This is a genomic window from Bradyrhizobium commune, assembly GCF_015624505.1.
Taxonomy (GTDB): domain Bacteria; phylum Pseudomonadota; class Alphaproteobacteria; order Rhizobiales; family Xanthobacteraceae; genus Bradyrhizobium; species Bradyrhizobium commune.
The window spans coordinates 155,067-175,397 of the sequence record NZ_CP061379.1; the positions used below are offsets into that span (position 1 = coordinate 155,067).

A 20,331-nucleotide genomic window follows, 5' to 3' on the forward strand; every position below is an offset into this window, starting at 1 on the left:
GGTATATGTTGCAAGGCCGGAGCATGGGAATGAACGACGCCGAACACACGCATCACCAGGATTCGGACGCTCATTCCGGATGCGGCTGCTCCACGAAGACCGCGCCGGCCGCTGTCGGGCCCGCGGCTTCCTCATGCTGCGGCGCGCACGTTGATCATGCTGGCGGCTGCCATCATCACGACCATGGCGCCACTGCTGCAAAAGTGCTCGATCCCGTCTGCGGCATGACCGTCGATCCCGCGACCTCGAAGCATCGCTTCGAGCACGACGGAACGACGTTCCATTTCTGCTCAGCCGGCTGCCGCACCAAGTTTGCCGCCGATCCCGCAAAATATCTCGCCAAGGAAAAGGCGCCCGAGCCGGAGATGCCGGCGGGCACGATCTACACCTGCCCGATGCATCCGGAGATCCGCCAGGTCGGCCCCGGAAGCTGCCCGATCTGCGGCATGGCGCTGGAGCCGGAGGTGGCGAGCCTGGAGACCGGCCCCAACCCTGAGCTCGCCGACATGACGCGACGGTTCTGGATCGGTGGCGCGCTGGCGCTGCCGCCGGTGGTGCTGGAGATGGGCGGACATCTCGCCGGTCCGCACAACTGGATTGACCCGGTGCTGTCGAACTGGATCCAGCTCGTCTTCGCCACGCCCGTGGTGGTCTGGGCTGGCTGGCCGTTCTTCGTCCGCGGCTGGCAATCGCTGGTGACCCGCAATCTCAACATGTTCACGCTGATCGCGATGGGCACGGGCGTCGCCTATGTCTACAGCCTGATCGGCACGCTGGCGCCGCAGATCTTCCCTGACACCTTCCGCGGCCATGAGGGCGCGGTTGCCGTGTATTTCGAGGCTGCAGCCGTCATCACCGTGCTGGTGCTGCTTGGCCAGGTGCTGGAGCTGCGCGCCCGCGACGCGACCTCGGGGGCGATCAAGGCGCTGTTGCAGCTCGCACCAAAGACCGCGCGGCGCGTCGATGCCGACGGCAACGAGCACGAGGTCGAGATCGATTCACTTCACGCCGGCGACACCTTGCGCGTTCGTCCCGGCGAGAAGGTGCCGGTCGACGGTATCATCTTGGAAGGCCGCTCCTCGCTCGACGAATCCCTCGTCACCGGCGAGTCGATGCCGGTGACCAAGGAGGTCGGCGCCAAGGTGATCGCCGGCACGCTCAACCAGTCGGGCAGCTTCATCATGCGCGCCGACAAGGTCGGGCGCGAGACGCTACTGTCGCAGATCGTGCAGATGGTCGCGGATGCGCAGCGCTCGCGCGCGCCGATCCAGCGTCTCGCCGACCAGGTCGCGGGCTGGTTCGTGCCGACCGTGATCCTCGTCGCCATCGCCGCCTTTGCCGCCTGGGCCTGGTTCGGGCCGGAGCCGCGGCTGGCCTTCGGCCTCGTCGCTGCCGTCAGTGTGCTGATCATCGCCTGCCCCTGCGCGCTCGGGCTCGCCACGCCAATGTCGATCATGGTCGGCGTCGGCCGCGGCGCCCACGCCGGCGTGCTGATCAAGAATGCCGAAGCACTGGAACGGATGGAGAAGATCGACACGCTCGTGGTCGACAAAACGGGAACGCTGACCGAAGGCAAGCCCAAGGTGGTGTCGATCGTGCCGGCGGCGGGCTTTGCCGAGGATGACATCCTTCGGCTGGCCGCCAGCGTGGAACGCGCCAGCGAGCATCCGCTCGCCGATGCCATTGTGCGGGGGGCCAAGGAGAAGCAGCTCACGCTCGGCCCGGTCGAACACTTCGACTCGCCGACAGGCAAGGGCGCGACCGGCAGGGTCGACGGCAAGACCGTTGTGCTCGGCAACGCCAAGTACTTTGCTTCGATCGGGATCGACACCACGGCGCTCGATGCCGAGGCCGAACGCCTGCGCGGCGACGGCGCGACTGTCATCAACATGGCCGTTGATGGCGTGCTCGCCGGCCTGTTCGCGATCGCCGACCCGATCAAGGCGTCCACGCCGGAAGCGCTGAAGGCGCTCGCCGCCGAGGGCATCAAGGTGATCATGCTGACCGGCGACAACCGCACCACGGCGGAAGCCGTGGCGCGCCGGCTCGGCATTGCCGATGTCGAAGCCGAGGTGCTGCCGGACCAGAAGAGCGCAGTGGTCACAAAACTGCAAACGGCCGGCCGCAGTGTCGCGATGGCCGGCGACGGGGTCAACGACGCGCCGGCGCTGGCGGCGGCCGAAGTCGGCATCGCCATGGGCACCGGCACGGACGTGGCGATGGAGAGCGCCGGAATCACGCTCCTGAAGGGCGATCTCACCGGCATCGTGCGCGCGCGAAACCTGTCGCAGGCGACGATGAGCAACATCCGGCAAAACCTGTTCTTCGCCTTCATCTACAATGCCGCCGGCATTCCAATCGCCGCCGGCATCCTCTATCCGGCGTTCGGCGTGCTGCTCTCCCCGATCATCGCGGCCGCAGCGATGGCGCTGTCGTCGGTGAGCGTGGTCGGCAATGCGCTGCGGCTGCGTACGACCAAGCTGTGAGGTAGGATGTGCGTAGCCCGGATTGCGCTTCGCTCCATCCGGGCTACGATTCTGCGAATTTGGCAGCGCGCCCAGAGAGGACCTGATGCAGCGGATCACGATCACGATCGAGGACGATCTTTTGGCGGAGATCGATGCCGCAGCCGAGGCGCGGGGCTACCAGAACCGCAGCGAGATCATCCGCGATCTCGCCCGGGCGGGCCTGCAACAGAGCGCGGAGGACACTGCGCAGGCCGGCCCCTGCATCGCCGGCCTCGTCTATGTCTACGACCACGCCGCGCGCGATCTCTCAAAGCGCCTCGTGCAGGAATTCCACGGTCACCACGACCTCGCGCTGGCAACCCTGCACGTCCATCTCGACGAGAACAATTGCATGGAGATGACCGCGCTGAAGGGCTCGGCCGATGAGGTGAAGCATTTCGCCGACCACATCATCGCCGAACGCGGCGTGCGCTATGGGCGCGTAGTGATGATCCCAACGGGGGAAGGGACGCAGGCGAAGGTGCGGAAGCACGGGCATAGTCATCGGCATGAGTAGGCTTGCCGCATAGACGGTGCGTTCCCCTCTCCCCTTGTGGGAGAGGGTGGATCGCCGCGAAGCGGCGAGACGGGTGAGGGGTCTCTCTCTACGCGTGCATCTCTTGCATTTGAACTCGCTGAAGCAACCCCTCATCCGGCGCTTCGTGCCACCTTCTCCCACAAGGGGAGAAGGGAAGAAAGAGCGCCTCATGCCGCCTTCGCCGCGCTGCCGCCAGGCAACCCCGCTCGCGCGAGGCCGCCATAGAGTTGCTCGTTCGGCATTTCCTCGCGCAGGATCTTCCGCACCGCGATCAGCTGCTCCAGATCGATCCCCGTCGCAAAGCCCTTGCTATCGCACAGGAACACGAGGTCCTCGAACACGACATTGCCGGTGGCGCCGGGCGCGAAGGGGCAGCCGCCGAGGCCGCCGAGCGAGCCGTCGAGAATACGGACGCCTTCGTCGAGCGCGGCGGCGGCGTTGGCGATGCCCATGCCGCGGGTGTCATGGAGATGGATGCAGATCGGCTTTCGCCCCGCGAGCTTCACCGCGGCGCGTGACAGTTCCGCCACCTGCTTCGGTCCGGCATAGCCGACGGTATCGGCGATCGCGACAAAGTCGACGCCGGCCTCCAGGCATTTGTCGACGAGACGCAGCACCTCCTTGGGATCGACCGCGCCGGTGATCGAGCAGCCCAGCGCCATCGAGATCGCGGCGTTCACGAGCGGCTTGTGGGCGCTGGCATCGCGCATCTCGCAGAGCCGCTTCACATTGGCGATCGCGGAGTCGCGCGACCGATGCGCGTTGGCCTGGCTGTGCTCCTCCGTGGCCGAGACGACGGAGGCGATCTCGCCGACGCCGGATTCCAGCGCCTCGTTGACCCCGCGCTCGTTGAGCGCGAGTGCGATGCCGTGAGCGCCGGGCAGGCTCGCGACCGTCGCGACGACATCGCGAACGTCGACGAATTGCGGAAAGGTCTTTGCCGGCAGGAACGAGCCGACCTCGAAATGCCTGACGCCGGCCGCGTATTCCTCGCGGACCCAGCGCTGCTTGGCCGCGGTCGAAGGAAATTTCTTCACGAGCTGGAGCCCGTCGCGCAGGCCGACTTCGCGCAGGCTGACGCGATCCGCGGGGTAGATGGTCTCGATCCGGCTCATGCGCGCCTCCCAGCGGCTTTTGACGTGACGTCGTTGTTATCGATCTCGGCACGAACCGCTGACGTGTCAGCGCCGAGCGGCGCGACCTTCAGGCCTTCGCCGAGGTGGTCGCCGTTCCACTCGACCGGCAGGGCCGGCACATGGAACGGCTTGCCGTCGGCGGTGATGTTGGTGACGAGGCCACCCGGCCGCAGCACGTGCGGGTCGGTGAGGAGATCCTCGGGTCTATTGATCGGCGAGAAGCAGATGTTGAGCGCGTCGAGCTTTTGCGACAGCTCTGCCACGTTCCACGCCCTGATGATCTCGGCCACGCGTGGGAGGATCCGTGGCCGCGCCAGGATGCGATCGGTTGTGGTCCGCAAGCTCGGATCATCGAGAAACTCGGTCAGGCCGAATTCGCGGCAAAAGCTCTGCCAGTGGCCCTCGGTCACGACGCCGATGAAAATGCGGCCGTCGCCAGCGGCATCGAAGATGTCGTAGATAGGCCAGGCGTGCTCGCGCTCCGGCATCGAGCGCGGCTTGTTGCCGGTCATCTCGTATTCGACCATGTGCTGGGCGACCAGGAACAGGCAATTCTCGAACAGGCCGATGCGGATGTCGGCGCCATCGCGCTTTCCGCCGCGCTTCTGGTAGAGCGCCGCGAGAATCGCGATCACGCCGAACATGCCGCCCATGATGTCGTTGGCGGAGGAGCCGACGCGCTGCGGCTTCTCCTTGGTGCCGGTCATGGCGGCGAGCCCCGACATCATCTGCACGACCTCGTCGAGCGCCGGGCGATGCTCATAGGGGCCGGACAGAAAACCCTTGTGACCGGCGACGATCAGATGCGGATGGCGGTGGCGCAATTCCTCGGCACCTAACCCCTGCTTGTCGAGCTGGCCATCGCGAAAGTTTTCAAGGAATACATCGGCTGTTTCGAGCAGACGATGCATGGTGTCGCGGTCCGCAGGGATTGCGAGATCCAGCACGACGCTGCGCTTGCCGCGGTTGAACAGCGGAAAGAACGCCGTGCCCATGCCGCCGAGGGAGCGGGTCTTGTCGCCGGCGGGCGGCTCGACCTTGATCACCTCGGCGCCGAGCTGCGCGAGGATCATGCCGCAGGTCGGGCCCATGACCATGTGGGTCATCTCGACCACCCGCACGCCTTCGAGCGGCAATCCGGTCTCAGTCATGCGTCACTCCCTGTTCATTCGTCCCAAAGACTAGGTCTTCACAAGTCTTCTGAAAAATATAATCTGTCGAAGATTGCCTTCGCGCTTATAGAACGCTTCACCACCAATGCTGATCTGACATGGATTCGCGCCAGCTCCGCTATTTCATCGCCGTCTACGAGCAGAGGAACCTGTCGCGCGCGGCCGACCAGGTCAACGTCGCGCAGTCCGCGCTCAGCCATCATATCTCGAATCTGGAGGCCGAGTTCGCCACGCCGCTGTTTGAGCGCAAGTCGCGCGGCATGGATCCGACGGCGGCCGGCGAGCGGCTCTACGAGCACGCCCGCATCATCCTGCGCGCGATGGCGGAGGCCGAGACCGAGGTGCGCGAGGGCGCCCGCGTCATCGCCGGCGACATCTCGATCGGCATGGCCAATTCCGGCGTCAAGGCGATCGGCGTCGAGCTGATGCGCACAGTGCTGACCAAATATCCAAAACTCAAGCTGTCGCTCACCGAGAGCCTGTCGGGTGCGACGCTGATGCATCTGATGATCTCCAACGTCGATCTCGCGCTTGTCTATAATCCGCCGTCGGAGAAGGAGCTGATCACGGAGGCGGTGCTCGAGGAGGAGATGTTCCTGGTCGGCATTCCAAAGCTGGTCGGCAGGGGCAAGGCTCCGATCCGCTTCGAGGAGCTGAGCCGGTTGCCGTTGATCCTGCTGCGCTACGGCCTCGGCCTGTCCTCGCGCGCGCTGCTGGACGATCCGGTCCTGCTCAAGCGGCTGGAGGTCAGCGCCATCCTGCACGCCAATTCGATCACAGGCATGACCGGCGCGCTTGTCGAGGGGCTCGGCTGCACCATCGCGACAAAACTGTTCGCGCGGGAGGAGCTCGCCGCCGGCCGCCTGGTCGCGCGCAAGGTGATCGAGCCGAAGCTGACCCGCACGCTCTATCTCTGCCGCCTGCGCAACCGCCCGATGACTTATGCCATGGAAGAGATGCGGCGCTTGATGCTGGCGTTGATCGCCGAACAGGTGCGGGGCGGACACTGGCAGGCGGAGCTGGTAAGCTAGCGCCGCAACGCCGCCGCGCTCCCTCTGCCCGCTCGCGGGGAGAGGCGAAGAAACCCCGAGTTCGAAAATCTCGAACGCTTCCATCGATATGTTCTTCTGGATTTCCGCCTTCGACCGGCCAACATGGCGCGATCCGGCAAGGCTTGCCAAAACCACAGAGATGAGCCGCCGGGAAACGCGCGCATCTCGTGCGCCACGGGGAGGACATCATGAGCGTTGTCGACATCGACACCGGCTTTGAGCTCGGCGTTGCGCCATCCGGATCGGACGAGATCTCGCGGCGGCTCGAGGCGATGCCAGGGACGGCTTACGTCTGGCGGCTCGTCATCCTGCTCTCGCTCGGCGGCTGCTTCGAGATCTACGATCTGTTCCTGACCGGCTATATCGCGCCGGGCCTGAGCCGCAGCGGATTGCTTTCCACGACGACAACGGCCTTTTTCGGCTTCTCCGGCATCGGCGCCTTCGTCGCGGCGACCTTCGCCGGCCTGTTCGTCGGCACCTTCTTCCTCGGCTTCCTCGCCGACCGTTACGGGCGCCGGGCGGTCTTCACCTACGCGCTGATCGGCTACACCGCGGCGTCGGTGATCATGGCTTGCCAGACCTCGTCGGAAGGCCTGCTGCTCTGGCGCTTCCTCGCCGGGATCGGCATCGGCGTCGAGGTCATCACCATCGACGCCTACATCACCGAGCTCGTGCCGAGCCGGATGCGCGGCCGCGCCTTCGCGGTGAACCAGTCGATCATGTTCATCGCCGTGCCCGTCGTCGCGTTCCTCGCCTGGTGGTTGGTGCCCCTTGCGCCTCAAGGCGTCGAGGGCTGGCGCTGGGTGGTGCTGATCGGCGCTGCCGCCAGCATGATCGTCTGGGTGCTGCGGTTGTTCCTGCCCGAGAGCCCGCTCTGGCTGGCGCGTCATGGCCGCACCGAGGAGGCGTTCCGCATCCTGGCGACCCTGGAAGCTGCGAGCGGCGGGGCAGCCTCACGTCCCCTCGCCTCGCCTGCACAGCAGAAGATGCAGTCGGTGGCGCGCGTTGCCTTCGCCGATCTGTTCCATCCGCCCTATCTCTCGCTCGTCGTGCTGTTCATGGTGTTCAATCTGTGCCAGGCCTTCGGCTTCTATGGCTTTGCCAATTGGGTGCCGACGCTGCTGGTCGAGAAGGGCATCACCGTCACCAAGAGCCTGCAATATTCCTTCATCGTCGCTTTTGCTTATCCGATCGCACCGCTGCTGGCCGCGAGCTTCGCCGACAGGTTCGAACGCCGCTGGATCATTTCCGGCGCCTGCATCGCGATCATCGTGTTCGGCATGGCGTTCGCGCAGTTGACCGAGCCTGGCGTGCTGATCGTCTGCGGCGTGCTGCTGACGGCCTGCAACACCACGATGTCCTACGCCTATCACGCCTACCAGACCGAAGTGTTCCCGACCCAGATCCGCGCGCAGGCCTCCGGCCTCGTCTATTCGATGAGCCGGCTCTCCGCGACGTTCTCGGGCTTCATCGTCGCCTACATGCTGAAGGAGGCCGGCGTCACCGGCGTGTTCGGCCTGATCACCGCGGCGATGCTGATCGTGGTGATCGCGATGGCGCTGTTCGGCCCGAACGTGCGCGGCAAGGCGTTGGATACGGTGTGACTGAGTTCGTCATTGCGAGCGCAGCGAAGCAATCCAGCCGGCCTCCGCGGAGAGACACTGGATTGCTTCGTCGCAAGAGCTCCTCGCAATGACGGAGGAGAGAGCGTCGCCTGGCTCATGCCGCCAGCAGATTCTGCAACGCGGCGCCGTTGGGGACGCCGAGGCCGGAGCAGGCGTCCCAGCCGGGACCAGCCTTGTACATGCCGTGCAGATCGCCGGTGATGTCGTTATTGCCTTGCGTGATGTCGCGGAATACGCCTTGTGCGTGCGAGGCGTAGATCAGCGGGTTGATGAAGCCGACCGTCTTGCCGAATTTCTTGGTCGTGGCCTCGTTGATACGGGCGATCAGGCCGGCCATCAGCGGTGCGACCGCGCTGGTGCCGCCGATCGTGGTCATGACGCCGTTGAGGAATATCTGGTAGCCGGTCGCGGGATCGGCATCGCCGGCAACATCGGGCACGCCGCGCCCGACCGAATGCGATGGCGATTTCGGCACATGGGCGTGGGCCTGATACGCCGGCCGCGGGAACACGATGCTGACGCCGCCGCCACCCGCGCCGCCTTGCGTCCCGCCGTTCCAGACCACCTCCTGGATGTGGCCGTTCGGCGCCTTCAGATTGGTGCCGCCGCAGGCCAATGCGAACGGGCTGGAGGCCGGGAAGTCCGCATGCGGCTTTCCGTCCCAATCCTGGCCCATGTCGGCCGAGCCATTGTCGCCGGAGGCGACGCAGACGGTGACACCCATCGCAGCCGCATCGCGGATCGCCTCGTTCAGGCCGTCGACAAATTGCTGCGAGCCCGCCGGATCTTCCGGTCCGCCCCAGCTGATCGAGATCACCGAAGGTTTTCGCGCACTGTCGTGGACGGCCGCTTTCACCGCGTCGATGAAGCCGTTGGTGGTGTTGGGCGCGAAATAGACCACGATCCTGGCGCCGGGTGCGATCGCACCGGCCACCTCGATGTCGAGCACGACCTCGCCGTCGGCGTCGGAATGGCCGGGCTTGTTGGCGCCGCCGTCGACGCTCGCAGGTGCGACCTGCGGCATCGGGATGCCGGCCTTCTTGAAGAAGGTCTTCAGGTCCGAGGTCTTGTAGCCGGCACCAGTGGGATGGCCCTTCTGGTCGATGTCGTTGAGCTCGATGATGGCGATGCACTGGCCGGCGCCGGTCTCGCCGCCCGGGAAATTGTAAAGCTGGGCGATCTGCTCAACCGAGAAGCTGCCGCCCTGCCCTGCGCGCGCGGTCGCGCCCTTTTTCACCATCCTGCGCCGGAAATGCGGCTGCGCCACGGGACGGTTGTCCAGGCCATGCACGCCGACCACGATGCCTTCGAGCTCGGCCGGGATCTGCACGCTGCCCTTGCGCATGCGATAGGTCGCGCCGTCGTGCCTGACCTTGTTGAGCTTGACGCCGAACGCCGCGCTCATCGCCTTCACCGTGCCGGTGAGCTTCACCGTGCGCGAGGCGAGGTGCACGCTCTTGACGTTGAGCTCGTGATGATGGGCGAAATCGTCGATCTTGGCGACGTCGGCGGAATCGGCGCCCATCTCCGCGGCGAACTCGGCGCGGGAAAGATATTGTCGCTCGCGCGGCGGTTGCGCGCCGAGCGCCATCACCTGCTCGTCGTCCGAACGCTTGGCGCGCAGACGAACGCTGATCTCGATTTCCTGCTTGGGATCGGCCGCGCCGACGAGCTTGGCGCCCTTCGGCAATTTTCGCGCGCTGTTCACCAGCGCGACACGCTTGGTCGAGCTTGCCATGACTTCCTCCGTTTGTGATGGGAAGGATGATTGCCCCACTTCAACTATAGGTGTAATCGCCGCCCCGATTTGGTTCAGAGATCACGCGATATTTTTCGAGGAATGACCTTGCGCGGCAGAGAGAAACCTCGGCGTGGCCCAAATCGGAACGATATCGGTCAATAGTTCGAACCATTCGATGCCAGGAACTTCGATCTAAGATTGCAGCGGCATCGCCTGCCGATGCCGGCGCTGGTGGCGGAGCATCAGGCCGCAGGGACCTGTAGGTCAGCCTCCCTTGCCGAAGCGGCCTAGTGTGTCTACCTCTCGCGGGTGGTTTCGTGAGAGGGTTCCCATGCTGGATGCCGCCGCAAAGGCGCTGTCGCAAATGATGTCGCCGCCGATGCGCTCGATCCTGTGGCGGTCGATCGGGCTCGCGCTCGTGCTGATCACCGTGCTGGCGATCGGCTTGCAGCGGCTGCTGAGCTGGTTTGCGACCTATGGGGAGGTCTGGCTCGAAGGCCTGCTCGGACCGGGCTGGCATTCCTCGCTCGAGGTCCTGGCCTGGATCATCTCGATCGCGGCGGGCCTCGGCGTCGTGTTCGGCAGCGTGTTCCTGATGCCGGCGATCACCTCGCTGGTGGCGAGCCTGTTTGTCGATGATGTCGCCGACATCGTCGAGCGCGAGCACTATCCCGCCGAGCGGCCGGGCACGGCCCTGCCGTTCAGCCAGGCGATCTATGAGGGCATCAAGACCGCGCTGCTGACGATTTTGGTTTATCTCGCCGCGTTGCCGCTGGTGCTGTTCGCCGGCGCCGGGTTCCTGATCTTCTTCCTCGCCGCTGCCTGGCTGCTGGGGCGCGAATATTTCGAGCTCGCCGCGATGCGCTTCCGCTCGCCGGAGGAAGCCAGGGCGATGCGGCGCGACAACGCCGCCACCATCTTCACCGCCGGCCTGATCATCGCGGCATTCGTCTCGATCCCGATCGTCAATCTGGCGACGCCGATTTTTGGCATGGCCTTCATGGTCCACATGCACAAGCGCCTGTCCGGCCCACGGCCCGAGCTGATCGAGCCGGCGCGCCAGCTGCGGTGATTGGCTGACTGCGAACCACGAAGCAGGTGCGCTCCCTCTCCCGCCTGCGGGAGAGGTCGGGGTGAGGGTGTCTCCGCAATGGGACAATCCCCAAGCGGAGAGAGCCCTCACCCGGCACTGCGTGCCGACCTCTCCCGCAAGCGGGAGAGGTGACCGCCTCCGCGGCGCGACTGAACGAACGAACGTCCACCGCGCCCTACGCCACCTTCACCCCGCACTTGCGCAGCACCGTCTTGGCGAAGCCGAACGGTGCCGGCGTGAACGGGCCTGGCGGCGCGCGGGTGATCAGGGCGATGAAGCCGAGTCCGGCCATTGCCAGCCAGAAGCACAGCCAGAAGCCGTCGATATAGGCGAGCACATTGGCCTCGCGCTGCACGAAGCTTGCGAGCGTGCCGAGCGCCCGCGCCTGGGCCGACCCGGCGCCATGGGCCGCGAAGTGATCCGCGAGCTGCTTGAGTGCGCGCACGACATTGACGTCGCCGACCTCCAAATTCTGGCCGATATAGAAGGAATGGACCTGCTCGCGGACGCGCAGCCACGTTCCCATCAGCGCCACGCCGATCTCGGCGCCGCCGAGCCGCATGATCTGGATATAGGCGGCGAAGGCGGTGGCGCGGCTCGGATCGGCATTCGACAGCGCCGTGATGATGAGCGGCAGCAGCGTCAGCGACTGCCCGATCGCCTGCAAGAGCACGATGCCGATAAAATCCTCGCGCGCCCAATCATGGGTCAGCTGGGTGCCCCAGAGATTGGCGGCGGCGAAGCACGCAAATCCCACGATGACGACGCCGCGCGCGTCGAAATGGCGGAGCAGCCAGATCGAGATCGGCACCAGCACGAACATCGGCAGCGCGCCATAGGTCAGCAGCAACAGGCCGCTCTGTTCCGGCCTGAGCAGTCCGACATTGCCGAGAAAATTCGGCACCAGCGAGGAGTTGGAGAGCGAGGTCAGCGTGTAGAGCAGGATCACGACCAGCGCGAGCCCGATATTGCGCGAGAACAGCACGTTGACATGCGCCCAGGGCTGGCGGGCCAGCATTTCGTTGATGACGAACGCCACGAACAGCACCGCGCCACCGACAAGCAGCGCCATCACCGTACCGGAGCCGAGCCAGTCGAGGCGATTGCCCTGGTCGAGGCCGGCATAGATCATCGAGACCGACGCACCGAGCAGCAGCATGCCGCCCCAATCGGCCTCGCGCAGCAGCGCGCGATTGACCGGCTCGCTCGGCGTGCCCAGATAAACCATCAGGCCCATCAGCGGCGCCAGCGCGACGCTCTGCCAGTACAGCCATTGCCAGCCGAGATGCTCGACATAGAAGCCGACCAGCGAGCTCGATGTGTCGAAGGCGAAGCCGACGCGGATCGAATAGAGCGCGATCGCCGGCAGCCACCAGCGCATCGGCAGGTTACGGAAGATGATCATCAACGTCGCCGGCACGAAGGTGCCGAGCAGCATCCCGTGGACGACGCTGAGCGCCATCAGCGTCGGATAGTCGCGCACGAACGGAATGATCAGGGAGACGATTGCGTAGACCAGGCTCGGAATACCGAGCACGCGCCGCAGACCAAACGCGGTCGCAAGCCACGCGACCGCGGGCGCGACGAAGATCTGCGAGCCGATGCCGGCGGTCGAGAGCCAAGCGCCTTCGTCGAAGGTGAGAGAGAATGCGCCGCGCAGATCCGGCAGCCCGATGGTGGTCAGCCGGCTGTCGAAATTGGCTAGGAACGAGCCGAGCAGCACGGCGGCAACCGCAAACAGCGGCTGCGGCGCGATGCCGCCACGCGAGACAGGTCCGCGACTGGCATCGTCATTTTCCGCCATCCGCGCCCTTCGTGTCGATGCTGGTGACGACCGACATGCCCGGCACGAGGCGCGTCAGCAAGGGCTGGTTGTCGTCGAACTGGATGCGCACGGGAATACGCTGCACGACCTTTGTGAAATTGCCGGTGGCGTTGTCCGGCGGCAGCAGCGCGACCTGCGCGCCGGTCGCCGGCGCAATCCGCTCGACCTTGCCGCGGAGCTTCTCACGCGGAAAACTGTCGATGGTGATCTCGACGGGCTGGCCCGGCGTGACGTGCGTGAGCTGGGTCTCCTTGTAGTTCGCAATCACATAGACCTTGGGCAGCGGCACCACGTTGATGAGGTTGGTGCCGATGTTGACGTAATCTCCGGGCTGCACCTGGCGTTCGCCGACGACGCCGTCGAACGGCGCCGTGATCTTCGTATAGCCCAGCTTCAGCTTCACGCTCGCCAGCGTCGCCTTGGTTGCATCGAGATCGGCGGCGCGCTGCTTCTTGGTGCCTTGCAGGACCTCGAGCTGATGCTGCTGGGCGGCGATCACGGCGCGGCTCGCGCGCACATCGGCCTGCGCCTTGGCGTAACCCGCGACCGCCTGCTCGTAGCGCTGCCGCGTGCCGGATTCGGTCTGCGACAGCGATTGCTGGCGATCCTGCTCCTGCTTGGCCTCGACCTCCAGCGCTTCCGCCGACAGCCGCGCGGCCTCGGCCTGCGCGATCGTCGCATATTGCAGCTCGATCTGGTTGGCGAGATTGTCGAGCACGGCCTGCGCCGCGGCAACCGCCGCTTCCGACTGCGCGACCTGCGCCTCGTAATCGGCGGGATCGATCTGGATCAGGAGATCGCCGGCCTTGACGCGCTGAAAGTCGGTGACCGCCACCGTCAGCACCTCGCCGGAGACACGGCTCGCAAGCCGCGTCAGGTCGGCACGCACATAGGCATCGTTGGTGGTCTGGATCACCGCGTCGCCGACCCATTCGTCGAAGCGCAGCGTCGCCAGCGCGACGAAGGCAAGCGCGACGGTCACGGCGAACAGCGGGATGGCGAGGCGGCTCCAGAGCGAGCTCGCCGGCCGCTGCGTCGGCTTGGATTGCATCGCCGGCGCAGAAGCGGCCGGCTGAGGCGACGAGGCTTGTTCCTGTTGACTCACGACATGACCCTAAAACTCACTCGCTTCACATCGTCCTGGAACGACGGCGGATACTGCCTCACACCGTCTTCTCCGGCCAACGGCAAAGATCGTTGATCAGGCATACCTCGCAGCGTGGCTTGCGCGCGAGGCAGGTGTAGCGGCCGTGGAGAATGAGCCAGTGATGAGCATGCAGCATGAATTCGGACGGGATCACTTTTTCCAGCCCGAGCTCGACCTCGATCGGTGTCTTGCCGGGTGCGAGGCCTGTGCGATTGCCGACGCGGAACACATGCGTGTCGACCGCCATGGTGTGCTCACCAAAGGCCATGTTGAGCACGACATTGGCGGTCTTGCGGCCAGCGCCGGGCAATGACTCGATCTCCGCGCGCGTGCGCGGCACCTCGCCGCCGAATTCGGCGAGCAGCTTTGCCGACAGCGCGATGACATTCTTGGCCTTGGTGCGATAGAGCCCGATGGTCTTGATGTACTCGCGCAAGCGCTCCTCGCCGAGATCGAGCATCTTCTGCGGCGCGTCGGCGATTTCGAACAACGCACGCGTCGCCTTGTTGACGCCGGCGTCGGTGGCCTGCGCCGACAGCACCACGGCAACCAGCAGCGTATAGGGGTTGAGATGCTCGAGCTCGCCCTTCGGCTCCGGATTGGCTTTTCGGAATCGGCTGAAGACCTCGTGGATCTCAGCCGGTGTCCAGGGTTTTACAGACTTGGGTTTGGGAGCCTTGGGTTTGGGTGCCTTGGGTTTGGGAGCCTTGGTCTTCGGCGCCTTCGGCTTCGAAGCGGCCGCCTTTGCCTTTTTCTTCGTCACGGCCGCTCTGCGCGAGGCCGGCTTGCGGATGATTTTCGCCATGATCGGGATATACTGAGGGACGATGAGCACAGGCAACGAAATTGAGCGCGAGAACGAGGTCGAGATCCTCTCCGCGCGGTTGACGCCGCATCGCTCGCTGAACCGCACCGGCTTCCTCGCCGTGATGTTGTTTCTGAGCGTGGTCAGCTTCGTCACCGGCATCGTGTTCCTGATGATGGGCGCCTGGCCGGTGTTCGGCTTCTTCGGCCTCGACGTGCTCGTGATCTGGTGGGCCTTCAAGGTCAATTTCCGCGCCGCGCGCGCCAGCGAGGAGATCACCGTCACCCCGACCGAGCTGCGCGTACGGCGTGTCAGCCACCGCGGCCAGGTCGCCGAATGGACCTTCAATCCGCTCTGGGTGCGGCTCGACCAGGAGGTCGACGAGGATTTTGGCATCGAGCATCTCTATCTGATCTCGCGCGGCCGCCGTATCCAGATCGCCGGTTTTTTAGGTCCGGAAGAAAAGACCAGTTTTTACAAGGCGTTAGTCGAGGCGCTGAACGCCGCAAGGCGCGGTCCGACCTACAATCCGATCCCCTGAACCCAGTCAGAAATCGGGTGGTTTCGCGCCCGCCCCTCTCCTACATTTCCGGTCATGATGACACTCGCCATACATGACCAGCGCCTGGCCAAGCCGGGCCCCCAGAACGCCGCGCTGCGCGATTATGATTCCGTGCGCCGAGCGATCGCCTTCATCTCGGAGAAATGGCGCGCGCAGCCGACCATCGAGGCGATGGCGGATGCGGCCGGCGTCACCCCGGATGAGCTGCACCATCTGTTCCGCCGCTGGGCCTCGATCACGCCCAAGGCGTTCATGCAGGCACTGACGCTCGATCACGCCAAGGGGCTGCTCAGGGACTCCGCGAGCATCCTCGACGCCGCACTCGACTCCGGGCTCTCGGGCCCGGGCCGGCTGCACGATCTCTTCGTCACCCATGAAGCGATGTCGCCGGGCGAATGGAAGAACGGCGGCGCGGGACTGAGGCTGCGCTACGGCTTCCATCCGTGTCCGTTCGGCACCGCGATCGTGATCGCGACAGATCGCGGGCTGTCCGGTCTCGCCTTCGCCGATCCCGGTGAGGAGAAGGCCTCGCTCGCCGACATGACGCGGCGCTGGCCGAACGCAACTTATGTCGAGGATCACGAAGGCACCGCGCCGCTGGCGCAGCGCATCTTCGACACAAAACTGTGGCGGCCGGATCAGCCGCTGCGCGTTGTCCTGATCGGCACCGACTTCGAGGTGCGGGTCTGGGAGACGCTGCTGAAGATCCCGATGGGCCGCGCGGTGTCCTATTCCGACATCGCCTGCAACATCGACAGTCCGAAGGCCTCGCGCGCCGTAGGTGCTGCCGTCGGCAAGAACCCGGTGTCCTTTGTCGTGCCCTGCCACCGCGCACTCGGCAAGAGCGGCAAGCTCACCGGATATCACTGGGGCATCACCCGCAAGCAGGCGATGCTGGGCTGGGAGGCCGGACAGCTGGGGGTGCAGTAGGCGAGAAGCCGTAGCTGCGTAGGGTGGGTTAGCGTAGCGTAACCCACCACTTCTGTCACCGCAGAAACCAAAGAGGTGGGTTACGCTGACGCTAACCCACCCTACGATTTCTTTTCCAGATCATGCTTTAGCCCGCCAGATCCAGCTTCGATGCCACGGTCGAATCCGCATTGAGGCGATAGATGATCGGCACACCTGTCGCGAGCTCGCGCTTCAGGATGCCTTCGGGCGAGAGCTTTTCCAGCACCATGATCAGTGCGCGCAGCGAGTTGCCATGGGCGGCAACCAGCGTGCGCTTGCCGTTGAGCACGCCGGGCAGGATCTCCTGCACGTAGTACGGCAGCGCGCGCGCCAGCGTGTCCTTCAGGCTTTCGCCGCCGGGCGGGGGCACATCGTAGGAACGGCGCCAGATCAGCACCTGATCCTCGCCCCATTTCTTGCGGGCGTCGTCCTTGTTGAGGCCGGAGAGATCGCCATAGTCGCGCTCGTTCAGCGCGAGGTCCTTGTTGGTCGGCAAGTCCTCCTGGCCGAGCTCGCCCAGAATCAGATCGAGCGTGTGCTGCGCGCGCGTCAGCACCGAGGTGTAGGCGACGTCGAACACGAGGCCTTGTGCCTTCAGCTTGCGGCCGGCTTCCGAGGCTTCCTTCACCCCGAGCTCGGTGAGATCAGGATCCTTCCAGCCGGTGAACAGGTTCTTCAGATTCCATTCGCTCTGGCCGTGGCGGACGAGCACGAGAAGACGTTCGCTCATTGACTGCTTTCCGTTTGGTTCTTCAGATATCTGCGAGGCCGAGCACGTCGGCCATGGAGTAGTGCCCCGGCTTCTTGCCATGCGCCCACAGCGCCGCCTTCAGCGCGCCGTGTGCGAACAGCATGCGGTCTTCAGCGAGATGCGACAATGTCAGCCGCTCGAACGGGCCGAGGAAGGTGACGCTATGCTCGCCGGCGACGGTGCCGCCGCGCAAGGAGGCAAAGCCGATTGCGCCGGGCTTGCGCGCGCCGGTGATGCCGTCACGGCCGCGTTCTGCATTGTCCTCGAGCGAGATGCCGCGACCGGCCGCTGCCGCCTGACCCAGCATCAGCGCGGTACCGGAGGGCGCATCGATCTTCATGCGGTGATGCGTTTCCACGACCTCGATATCGAAGCTCTCGTCGAGCGCCTTGGCGACACGTTTCACCACCGCTGCGAGCAGATTGACGCCAAGGCTCATATTGCCGGACTGGACGACGACGGCGCGGTTGGTGACGCTCTTGATCACGGCGTTATCCGAAGCCGAAAGCCCGGTGGTGCCGATGACATGGACGATACCGCGCTCGGCCGCGATCGCGACATTGGCGATGGTCGCGGCCGGAACGGTGAAATCCAGAATGCCGTCGGCGTCCTTGGACATGGCCCAGAGATCGGCGGAGAGCTTGATGCCGTTGGCCGGCAGGCCTGCGAGCACGCCGGCATCCTTGCCGAGCAGCTCCGAACCCGGCGCCTCCAGCGCGCCAGCCAGCACCGCGCCTTTGCTGTCGGCGATTGCCCGCGTCAGCGCCCGGCCCATCCGGCCGCCGGCTCCAGCAACAATCAAGCGCATGTCTGACATGGTGCGATCCTCTCAGATGCGTTGTAGCGGCGGGATGCAGTTCCGGCAACCGAGGGGCGGGCAGGCGCCAGCGCGCGCCCTATCTCCCCCTGAAGGCAGGTCGCTTGCGGCCATCCTTCGAGACGCCCGCCTGCAGCGGGCCCTCAGGATGAGTTCGGAGTACGTGGCAACAAATTCGACGGGTACCGGTGCTGCTTGGCCTCATCCTGAGGAGACCGCGGAGCGGTCGTCTCGAAGGACGAGGCGCGCGCGCAGATCGCGGCCTAGCCGTCCGACGGCTGCGGGCCGTCGTAGCCCTCGATGATGATGAGGTCGGCGATGGAGTGCGGCTGGCGCACCTTGATGTTGGCCTGGTATTCCGGCGAGTTGTAGCAGGCGATCGCGGTCTCGTAGTCGGGGAATTCGATCACGACGTTGCGGTTGCGACTAGCACCCTCGACGGTGGTGAACTTGCCGGCGCGGACGACGAAGCGGGCGCCCCATTTCTTGAAGATCGGACCGTTGGCCACGGCATAGGGCTTGTAGCCCTCGTCATTGTTCACATCGACGCGTCCGATCCAGTAGCCTTTTGCCATTGTTCTTCTCCCTGTGTTGTTGGTTAGCCCAGCGCCGCAGCTATCTCGGCCTGGATGGCGTCAGCGGTCGCCCTGGGGTCGGCGGCTTCCACCACCGGCCGTCCGACGACGAGATAATCGGCGCCGGCCGCGATCGCGCGGCCCGGCGTCATGATGCGTTTCTGGTCACCGGTCGCAGAGCCTGCCGGGCGGATGCCGGGCGTGACGAGGCTCATCTGGTGGCCGACGGTCTTGCGCAGAGCACCCACCTCCTCCGGCGAGCAGACGAGGCCGTCGACGCCGAGCACCTGGGCCTGCTGCGCGCGCGCCTCGACCAGCTCCGAGACGCTGAGCCTGTAACCTGCCGCATGCAGATCGTCGTCATTGTACGATGTCAGCACGGTCACCGCGAGAATCTTCAGGCTGGCCTTGCCGCGGCCTTCGACCGCGCCCTTCATGGTCTGCGGATAGGCATGCACGGTCAGGAAGGTCGCGCCGAGCTTGGCCACGCTCTCCACGCCGCGCGTCACCGTGTTTCCGATGTCGTGCATCTTGAGATCGGCAAATACCTTCTTGCCCTTGTCGGCGAGCTTGCCGATCAAAGGCAATCCACCGGCATAAGCGAGCTGATAGCCGATCTTGTAGAACGTGACGCTGTCGCCAAGCTTCGCAATCATCGCCTCCGCGGCATCAACGCTGGGCAGATCGAGCGCGACGATCAGGCGGTCCTTCGGGGCGATTTCGGCTGGCGTCATGTCACCTCACATCATGCGTTGGGAAATATCGATCAACTGCCGCACCATCTCCTTCAACGAGGCGATGTCGCCTTCGTTCTTCAGCCTGTCCATATCGTCATAGGCCTGATCGGCAAAGGCGAGCGTGAGCTGGCTCGCGATCACATTGGCGTGGCAGGAGGTCAGGATCAGCCGCAACGCCTGGAGCGCGCGGGCGGCACCGAGCCGGCTCTGCGAGGCGCCGGCAAGCGCAAAGGCGCGGTTGCGGAACACGTCGCCGCGCGCCTCGTGCGGATCCTGTACCCGGCTCACCCAGTCGATCGCGTTCTTCAGCAGCGGCGGCACCGAGGCGTTGTATTCGGGCGTGACGAACAGCACGCCATGATGCGCGCCGATCATGCGCTTGAGATTGGTTGCGTGCTTGGGCACGCCGGACTTGGCCTGGAGATCGCCGTCATAGATCGGCAGCGGAAAATCGGCCAGCGAGATGCGGGTGATGTCGACGCCGGCCTGGGCGAATTCATAGCTGGCTGCCGCCGCCAGCTTCGCATTATGCGAGCCGGTGCGGAGCGAGCCAGGAATGACCAGGATTTTCGGTGCTGACATCCAATCCAATGCGTTCGGCGAAACGAGCCCGCCGCGCAAAGAGGAAAGCCGGCGGAATTAGTCCTTGCGATACACCCAGACGCGGGCCGGCGGAAGGTTCATCCAGATCCGTTCCGATGCCTCTGTGGACACGCCGGGCAACGATTTCGGGATCGGCGGCACCACCGCATAGGTGAATTGGACGAAGGGCGCGCCAGGCGCGAGCGCCGTGAAGGCGTCGCGCATGAGCCGCAGCCGCGTCAGCATCGGCTTCGTCACCAGCGGCAGGCCAGAGACCACCGCCGCCGCCGGCGCGCTCAGCACGTTCCAGAGCGTATCACGCAGGCGATAGGCATCGCCCTGGACGACCTTGGCCTGCGGATAGCGGTCGCGGAGCAGGGCGCAGAAGCCGGGATTGTATTCGACGAGGACAAGGCGCTTCTGGTCGACGCCGCGCTCGACCAGCGCGGAAGTGATGGCGCCGGTGCCGGGTCCGAGCTCGACCACCGGGGCGTCCGAATTGACATCGACGTAGTGCGCCATGGTCCGGGCGAGAAGCTTGCCCGACGGCATCACCGCGCCCATATGCAGCGGCTTTTCGATCCACGACCTTAGAAAACGCACCTCGTCATCAAGACGAGGCTTCTTCAACGCACGCGCGGACGATGGCAAGGGCATGTCAGGACCGGACGACGGGACCGCGTGACCGCGGCGTGTCAGAAAATGGTCATAAACA

Annotated in this window: 19 protein-coding genes; 7 read left to right on the plus strand and 12 right to left on the minus strand. The window is 65.2% G+C overall.

Features of this window, described 5'->3' with window-relative positions; genetic code table 11:
• Nucleotides 1–29: 29 nt before the first annotated feature.
• Nucleotides 30–2,486, plus strand: a complete 2,457-nt coding sequence (locus IC761_RS00710) for a heavy metal translocating P-type ATPase (RefSeq protein ID WP_195801415.1) — start codon at nucleotides 30–32, stop codon at nucleotides 2,484–2,486.
• 85 nt (nucleotides 2,487–2,571) lie between these two features.
• Nucleotides 2,572–3,024 carry a nickel-responsive transcriptional regulator NikR gene (gene nikR, locus IC761_RS00715; protein ID WP_195801416.1) on the plus strand — a complete coding sequence of 151 codons (453 nt, stop codon included), beginning with the start codon at nucleotides 2,572–2,574 and terminating at the stop codon, nucleotides 3,022–3,024.
• A 188-nt stretch (nucleotides 3,025–3,212) separates the two neighbouring features.
• Here the strand turns inward: nikR and IC761_RS00720 are convergent, their stop codons facing one another.
• Nucleotides 3,213–4,160, minus strand: a complete 948-nt coding sequence (locus IC761_RS00720; RefSeq protein WP_195801417.1) for a hydroxymethylglutaryl-CoA lyase — start codon at nucleotides 4,158–4,160, stop codon at nucleotides 3,213–3,215.
• A complete protein-coding gene (locus tag IC761_RS00725; RefSeq protein WP_195801418.1) occupies nucleotides 4,157–5,332 on the minus strand; it encodes a CoA transferase in 1,176 nt (391 codons plus the stop codon). Before IC761_RS00725 ends, IC761_RS00720 begins: the two co-directional genes overlap by 4 nt.
• Before the next feature lie 119 nt (nucleotides 5,333–5,451).
• Here IC761_RS00725 and IC761_RS00730 point away from each other — a divergent pair, with 119 nt between their 5' ends.
• Nucleotides 5,452–6,384 (plus strand): LysR family transcriptional regulator, encoded by a 933-nt coding sequence (locus tag IC761_RS00730; RefSeq protein WP_195801419.1) that lies wholly within the window; start codon nucleotides 5,452–5,454, stop codon nucleotides 6,382–6,384.
• Nucleotides 6,385–6,593: 209 nt separating this feature from the next.
• On the plus strand, nucleotides 6,594–8,009 hold the full coding sequence (locus IC761_RS00735) for an MFS transporter (protein ID WP_195801420.1): 1,416 nt from the start codon (nucleotides 6,594–6,596) through the stop codon (nucleotides 8,007–8,009).
• Nucleotides 8,010–8,124: 115 nt separating this feature from the next.
• Here the strand turns inward: IC761_RS00735 and IC761_RS00740 are convergent, their stop codons facing one another.
• Nucleotides 8,125–9,768 carry a S53 family peptidase gene (locus IC761_RS00740; RefSeq protein ID WP_195801421.1) on the minus strand — a complete coding sequence of 548 codons (1,644 nt, stop codon included), beginning with the start codon at nucleotides 9,766–9,768 and terminating at the stop codon, nucleotides 8,125–8,127.
• A 334-nt stretch (nucleotides 9,769–10,102) separates the two neighbouring features.
• Here IC761_RS00740 and IC761_RS00745 point away from each other — a divergent pair, with 334 nt between their 5' ends.
• Nucleotides 10,103–10,843, plus strand: coding sequence for a sulfate transporter family protein (locus tag IC761_RS00745; RefSeq protein WP_195801422.1), 741 nt, complete (start codon nucleotides 10,103–10,105; stop codon nucleotides 10,841–10,843).
• Nucleotides 10,844–11,039: 196 nt separating this feature from the next.
• On the opposite strand, the gene IC761_RS00750 is transcribed toward IC761_RS00745, so the two are convergent.
• The 3 genes from IC761_RS00750 to nth are packed head-to-tail and all read right to left on the minus strand — an operon-like array spanning nucleotide 11,040 to nucleotide 14,641.
• Nucleotides 11,040–12,668, minus strand: coding sequence for an MFS transporter (locus IC761_RS00750; RefSeq protein ID WP_195801423.1), 1,629 nt, complete (start codon nucleotides 12,666–12,668; stop codon nucleotides 11,040–11,042).
• Nucleotides 12,655–13,794 carry an HlyD family secretion protein gene (locus IC761_RS00755; RefSeq protein ID WP_195801424.1) on the minus strand — a complete coding sequence of 380 codons (1,140 nt, stop codon included), beginning with the start codon at nucleotides 13,792–13,794 and terminating at the stop codon, nucleotides 12,655–12,657. Before IC761_RS00755 ends, IC761_RS00750 begins: the two co-directional genes overlap by 14 nt.
• Before the next feature lie 58 nt (nucleotides 13,795–13,852).
• Nucleotides 13,853–14,641 (minus strand): endonuclease III, encoded by a 789-nt coding sequence (gene nth, locus IC761_RS00760; RefSeq protein WP_195801425.1) that lies wholly within the window; start codon nucleotides 14,639–14,641, stop codon nucleotides 13,853–13,855.
• A gap of 22 nt (nucleotides 14,642–14,663) precedes the next feature.
• Here nth and IC761_RS00765 point away from each other — a divergent pair, with 22 nt between their 5' ends.
• Both IC761_RS00765 and IC761_RS00770 read left to right on the plus strand, forming a co-directional pair.
• Nucleotides 14,664–15,182, plus strand: coding sequence for a DUF2244 domain-containing protein (locus IC761_RS00765; protein ID WP_195801426.1), 519 nt, complete (start codon nucleotides 14,664–14,666; stop codon nucleotides 15,180–15,182).
• Nucleotides 15,183–15,236: 54 nt separating this feature from the next.
• Complete coding sequence (locus IC761_RS00770) at nucleotides 15,237–16,133, plus strand: methylated-DNA--[protein]-cysteine S-methyltransferase (RefSeq protein ID WP_195801427.1); 897 nt, start codon at nucleotides 15,237–15,239, stop codon at nucleotides 16,131–16,133.
• A 127-nt stretch (nucleotides 16,134–16,260) separates the two neighbouring features.
• On the opposite strand, the gene IC761_RS00775 is transcribed toward IC761_RS00770, so the two are convergent.
• From IC761_RS00775 to IC761_RS00800, 6 genes are all read right to left on the minus strand, one after another.
• Nucleotides 16,261–16,884 (minus strand): 2,3-bisphosphoglycerate-dependent phosphoglycerate mutase, encoded by a 624-nt coding sequence (locus tag IC761_RS00775; protein ID WP_195801428.1) that lies wholly within the window; start codon nucleotides 16,882–16,884, stop codon nucleotides 16,261–16,263.
• A 22-nt stretch (nucleotides 16,885–16,906) separates the two neighbouring features.
• The gene (dapB, locus tag IC761_RS00780; RefSeq protein ID WP_195801429.1) at nucleotides 16,907–17,722 is read right to left on the minus strand and encodes a 4-hydroxy-tetrahydrodipicolinate reductase; all 816 of its coding nucleotides are present in this window, start codon (nucleotides 17,720–17,722) and stop codon (nucleotides 16,907–16,909) included.
• A 263-nt stretch (nucleotides 17,723–17,985) separates the two neighbouring features.
• Complete coding sequence (locus IC761_RS00785) at nucleotides 17,986–18,297, minus strand: DUF1330 domain-containing protein (protein ID WP_195801430.1); 312 nt, start codon at nucleotides 18,295–18,297, stop codon at nucleotides 17,986–17,988.
• Nucleotides 18,298–18,320: 23 nt separating this feature from the next.
• A complete protein-coding gene (pyrF, locus tag IC761_RS00790; protein ID WP_195801431.1) occupies nucleotides 18,321–19,031 on the minus strand; it encodes an orotidine-5'-phosphate decarboxylase in 711 nt (236 codons plus the stop codon).
• A 6-nt stretch (nucleotides 19,032–19,037) separates the two neighbouring features.
• Entirely contained in the window at nucleotides 19,038–19,616 is a 579-nt protein-coding gene (locus IC761_RS00795; RefSeq protein WP_195801432.1) for an NADPH-dependent FMN reductase, read from the minus strand.
• 57 nt (nucleotides 19,617–19,673) lie between these two features.
• Complete coding sequence (locus tag IC761_RS00800; RefSeq protein WP_195801433.1) at nucleotides 19,674–20,273, minus strand: class I SAM-dependent methyltransferase; 600 nt, start codon at nucleotides 20,271–20,273, stop codon at nucleotides 19,674–19,676.
• Between the last annotated feature and the right edge of the window lie 58 nt (nucleotides 20,274–20,331).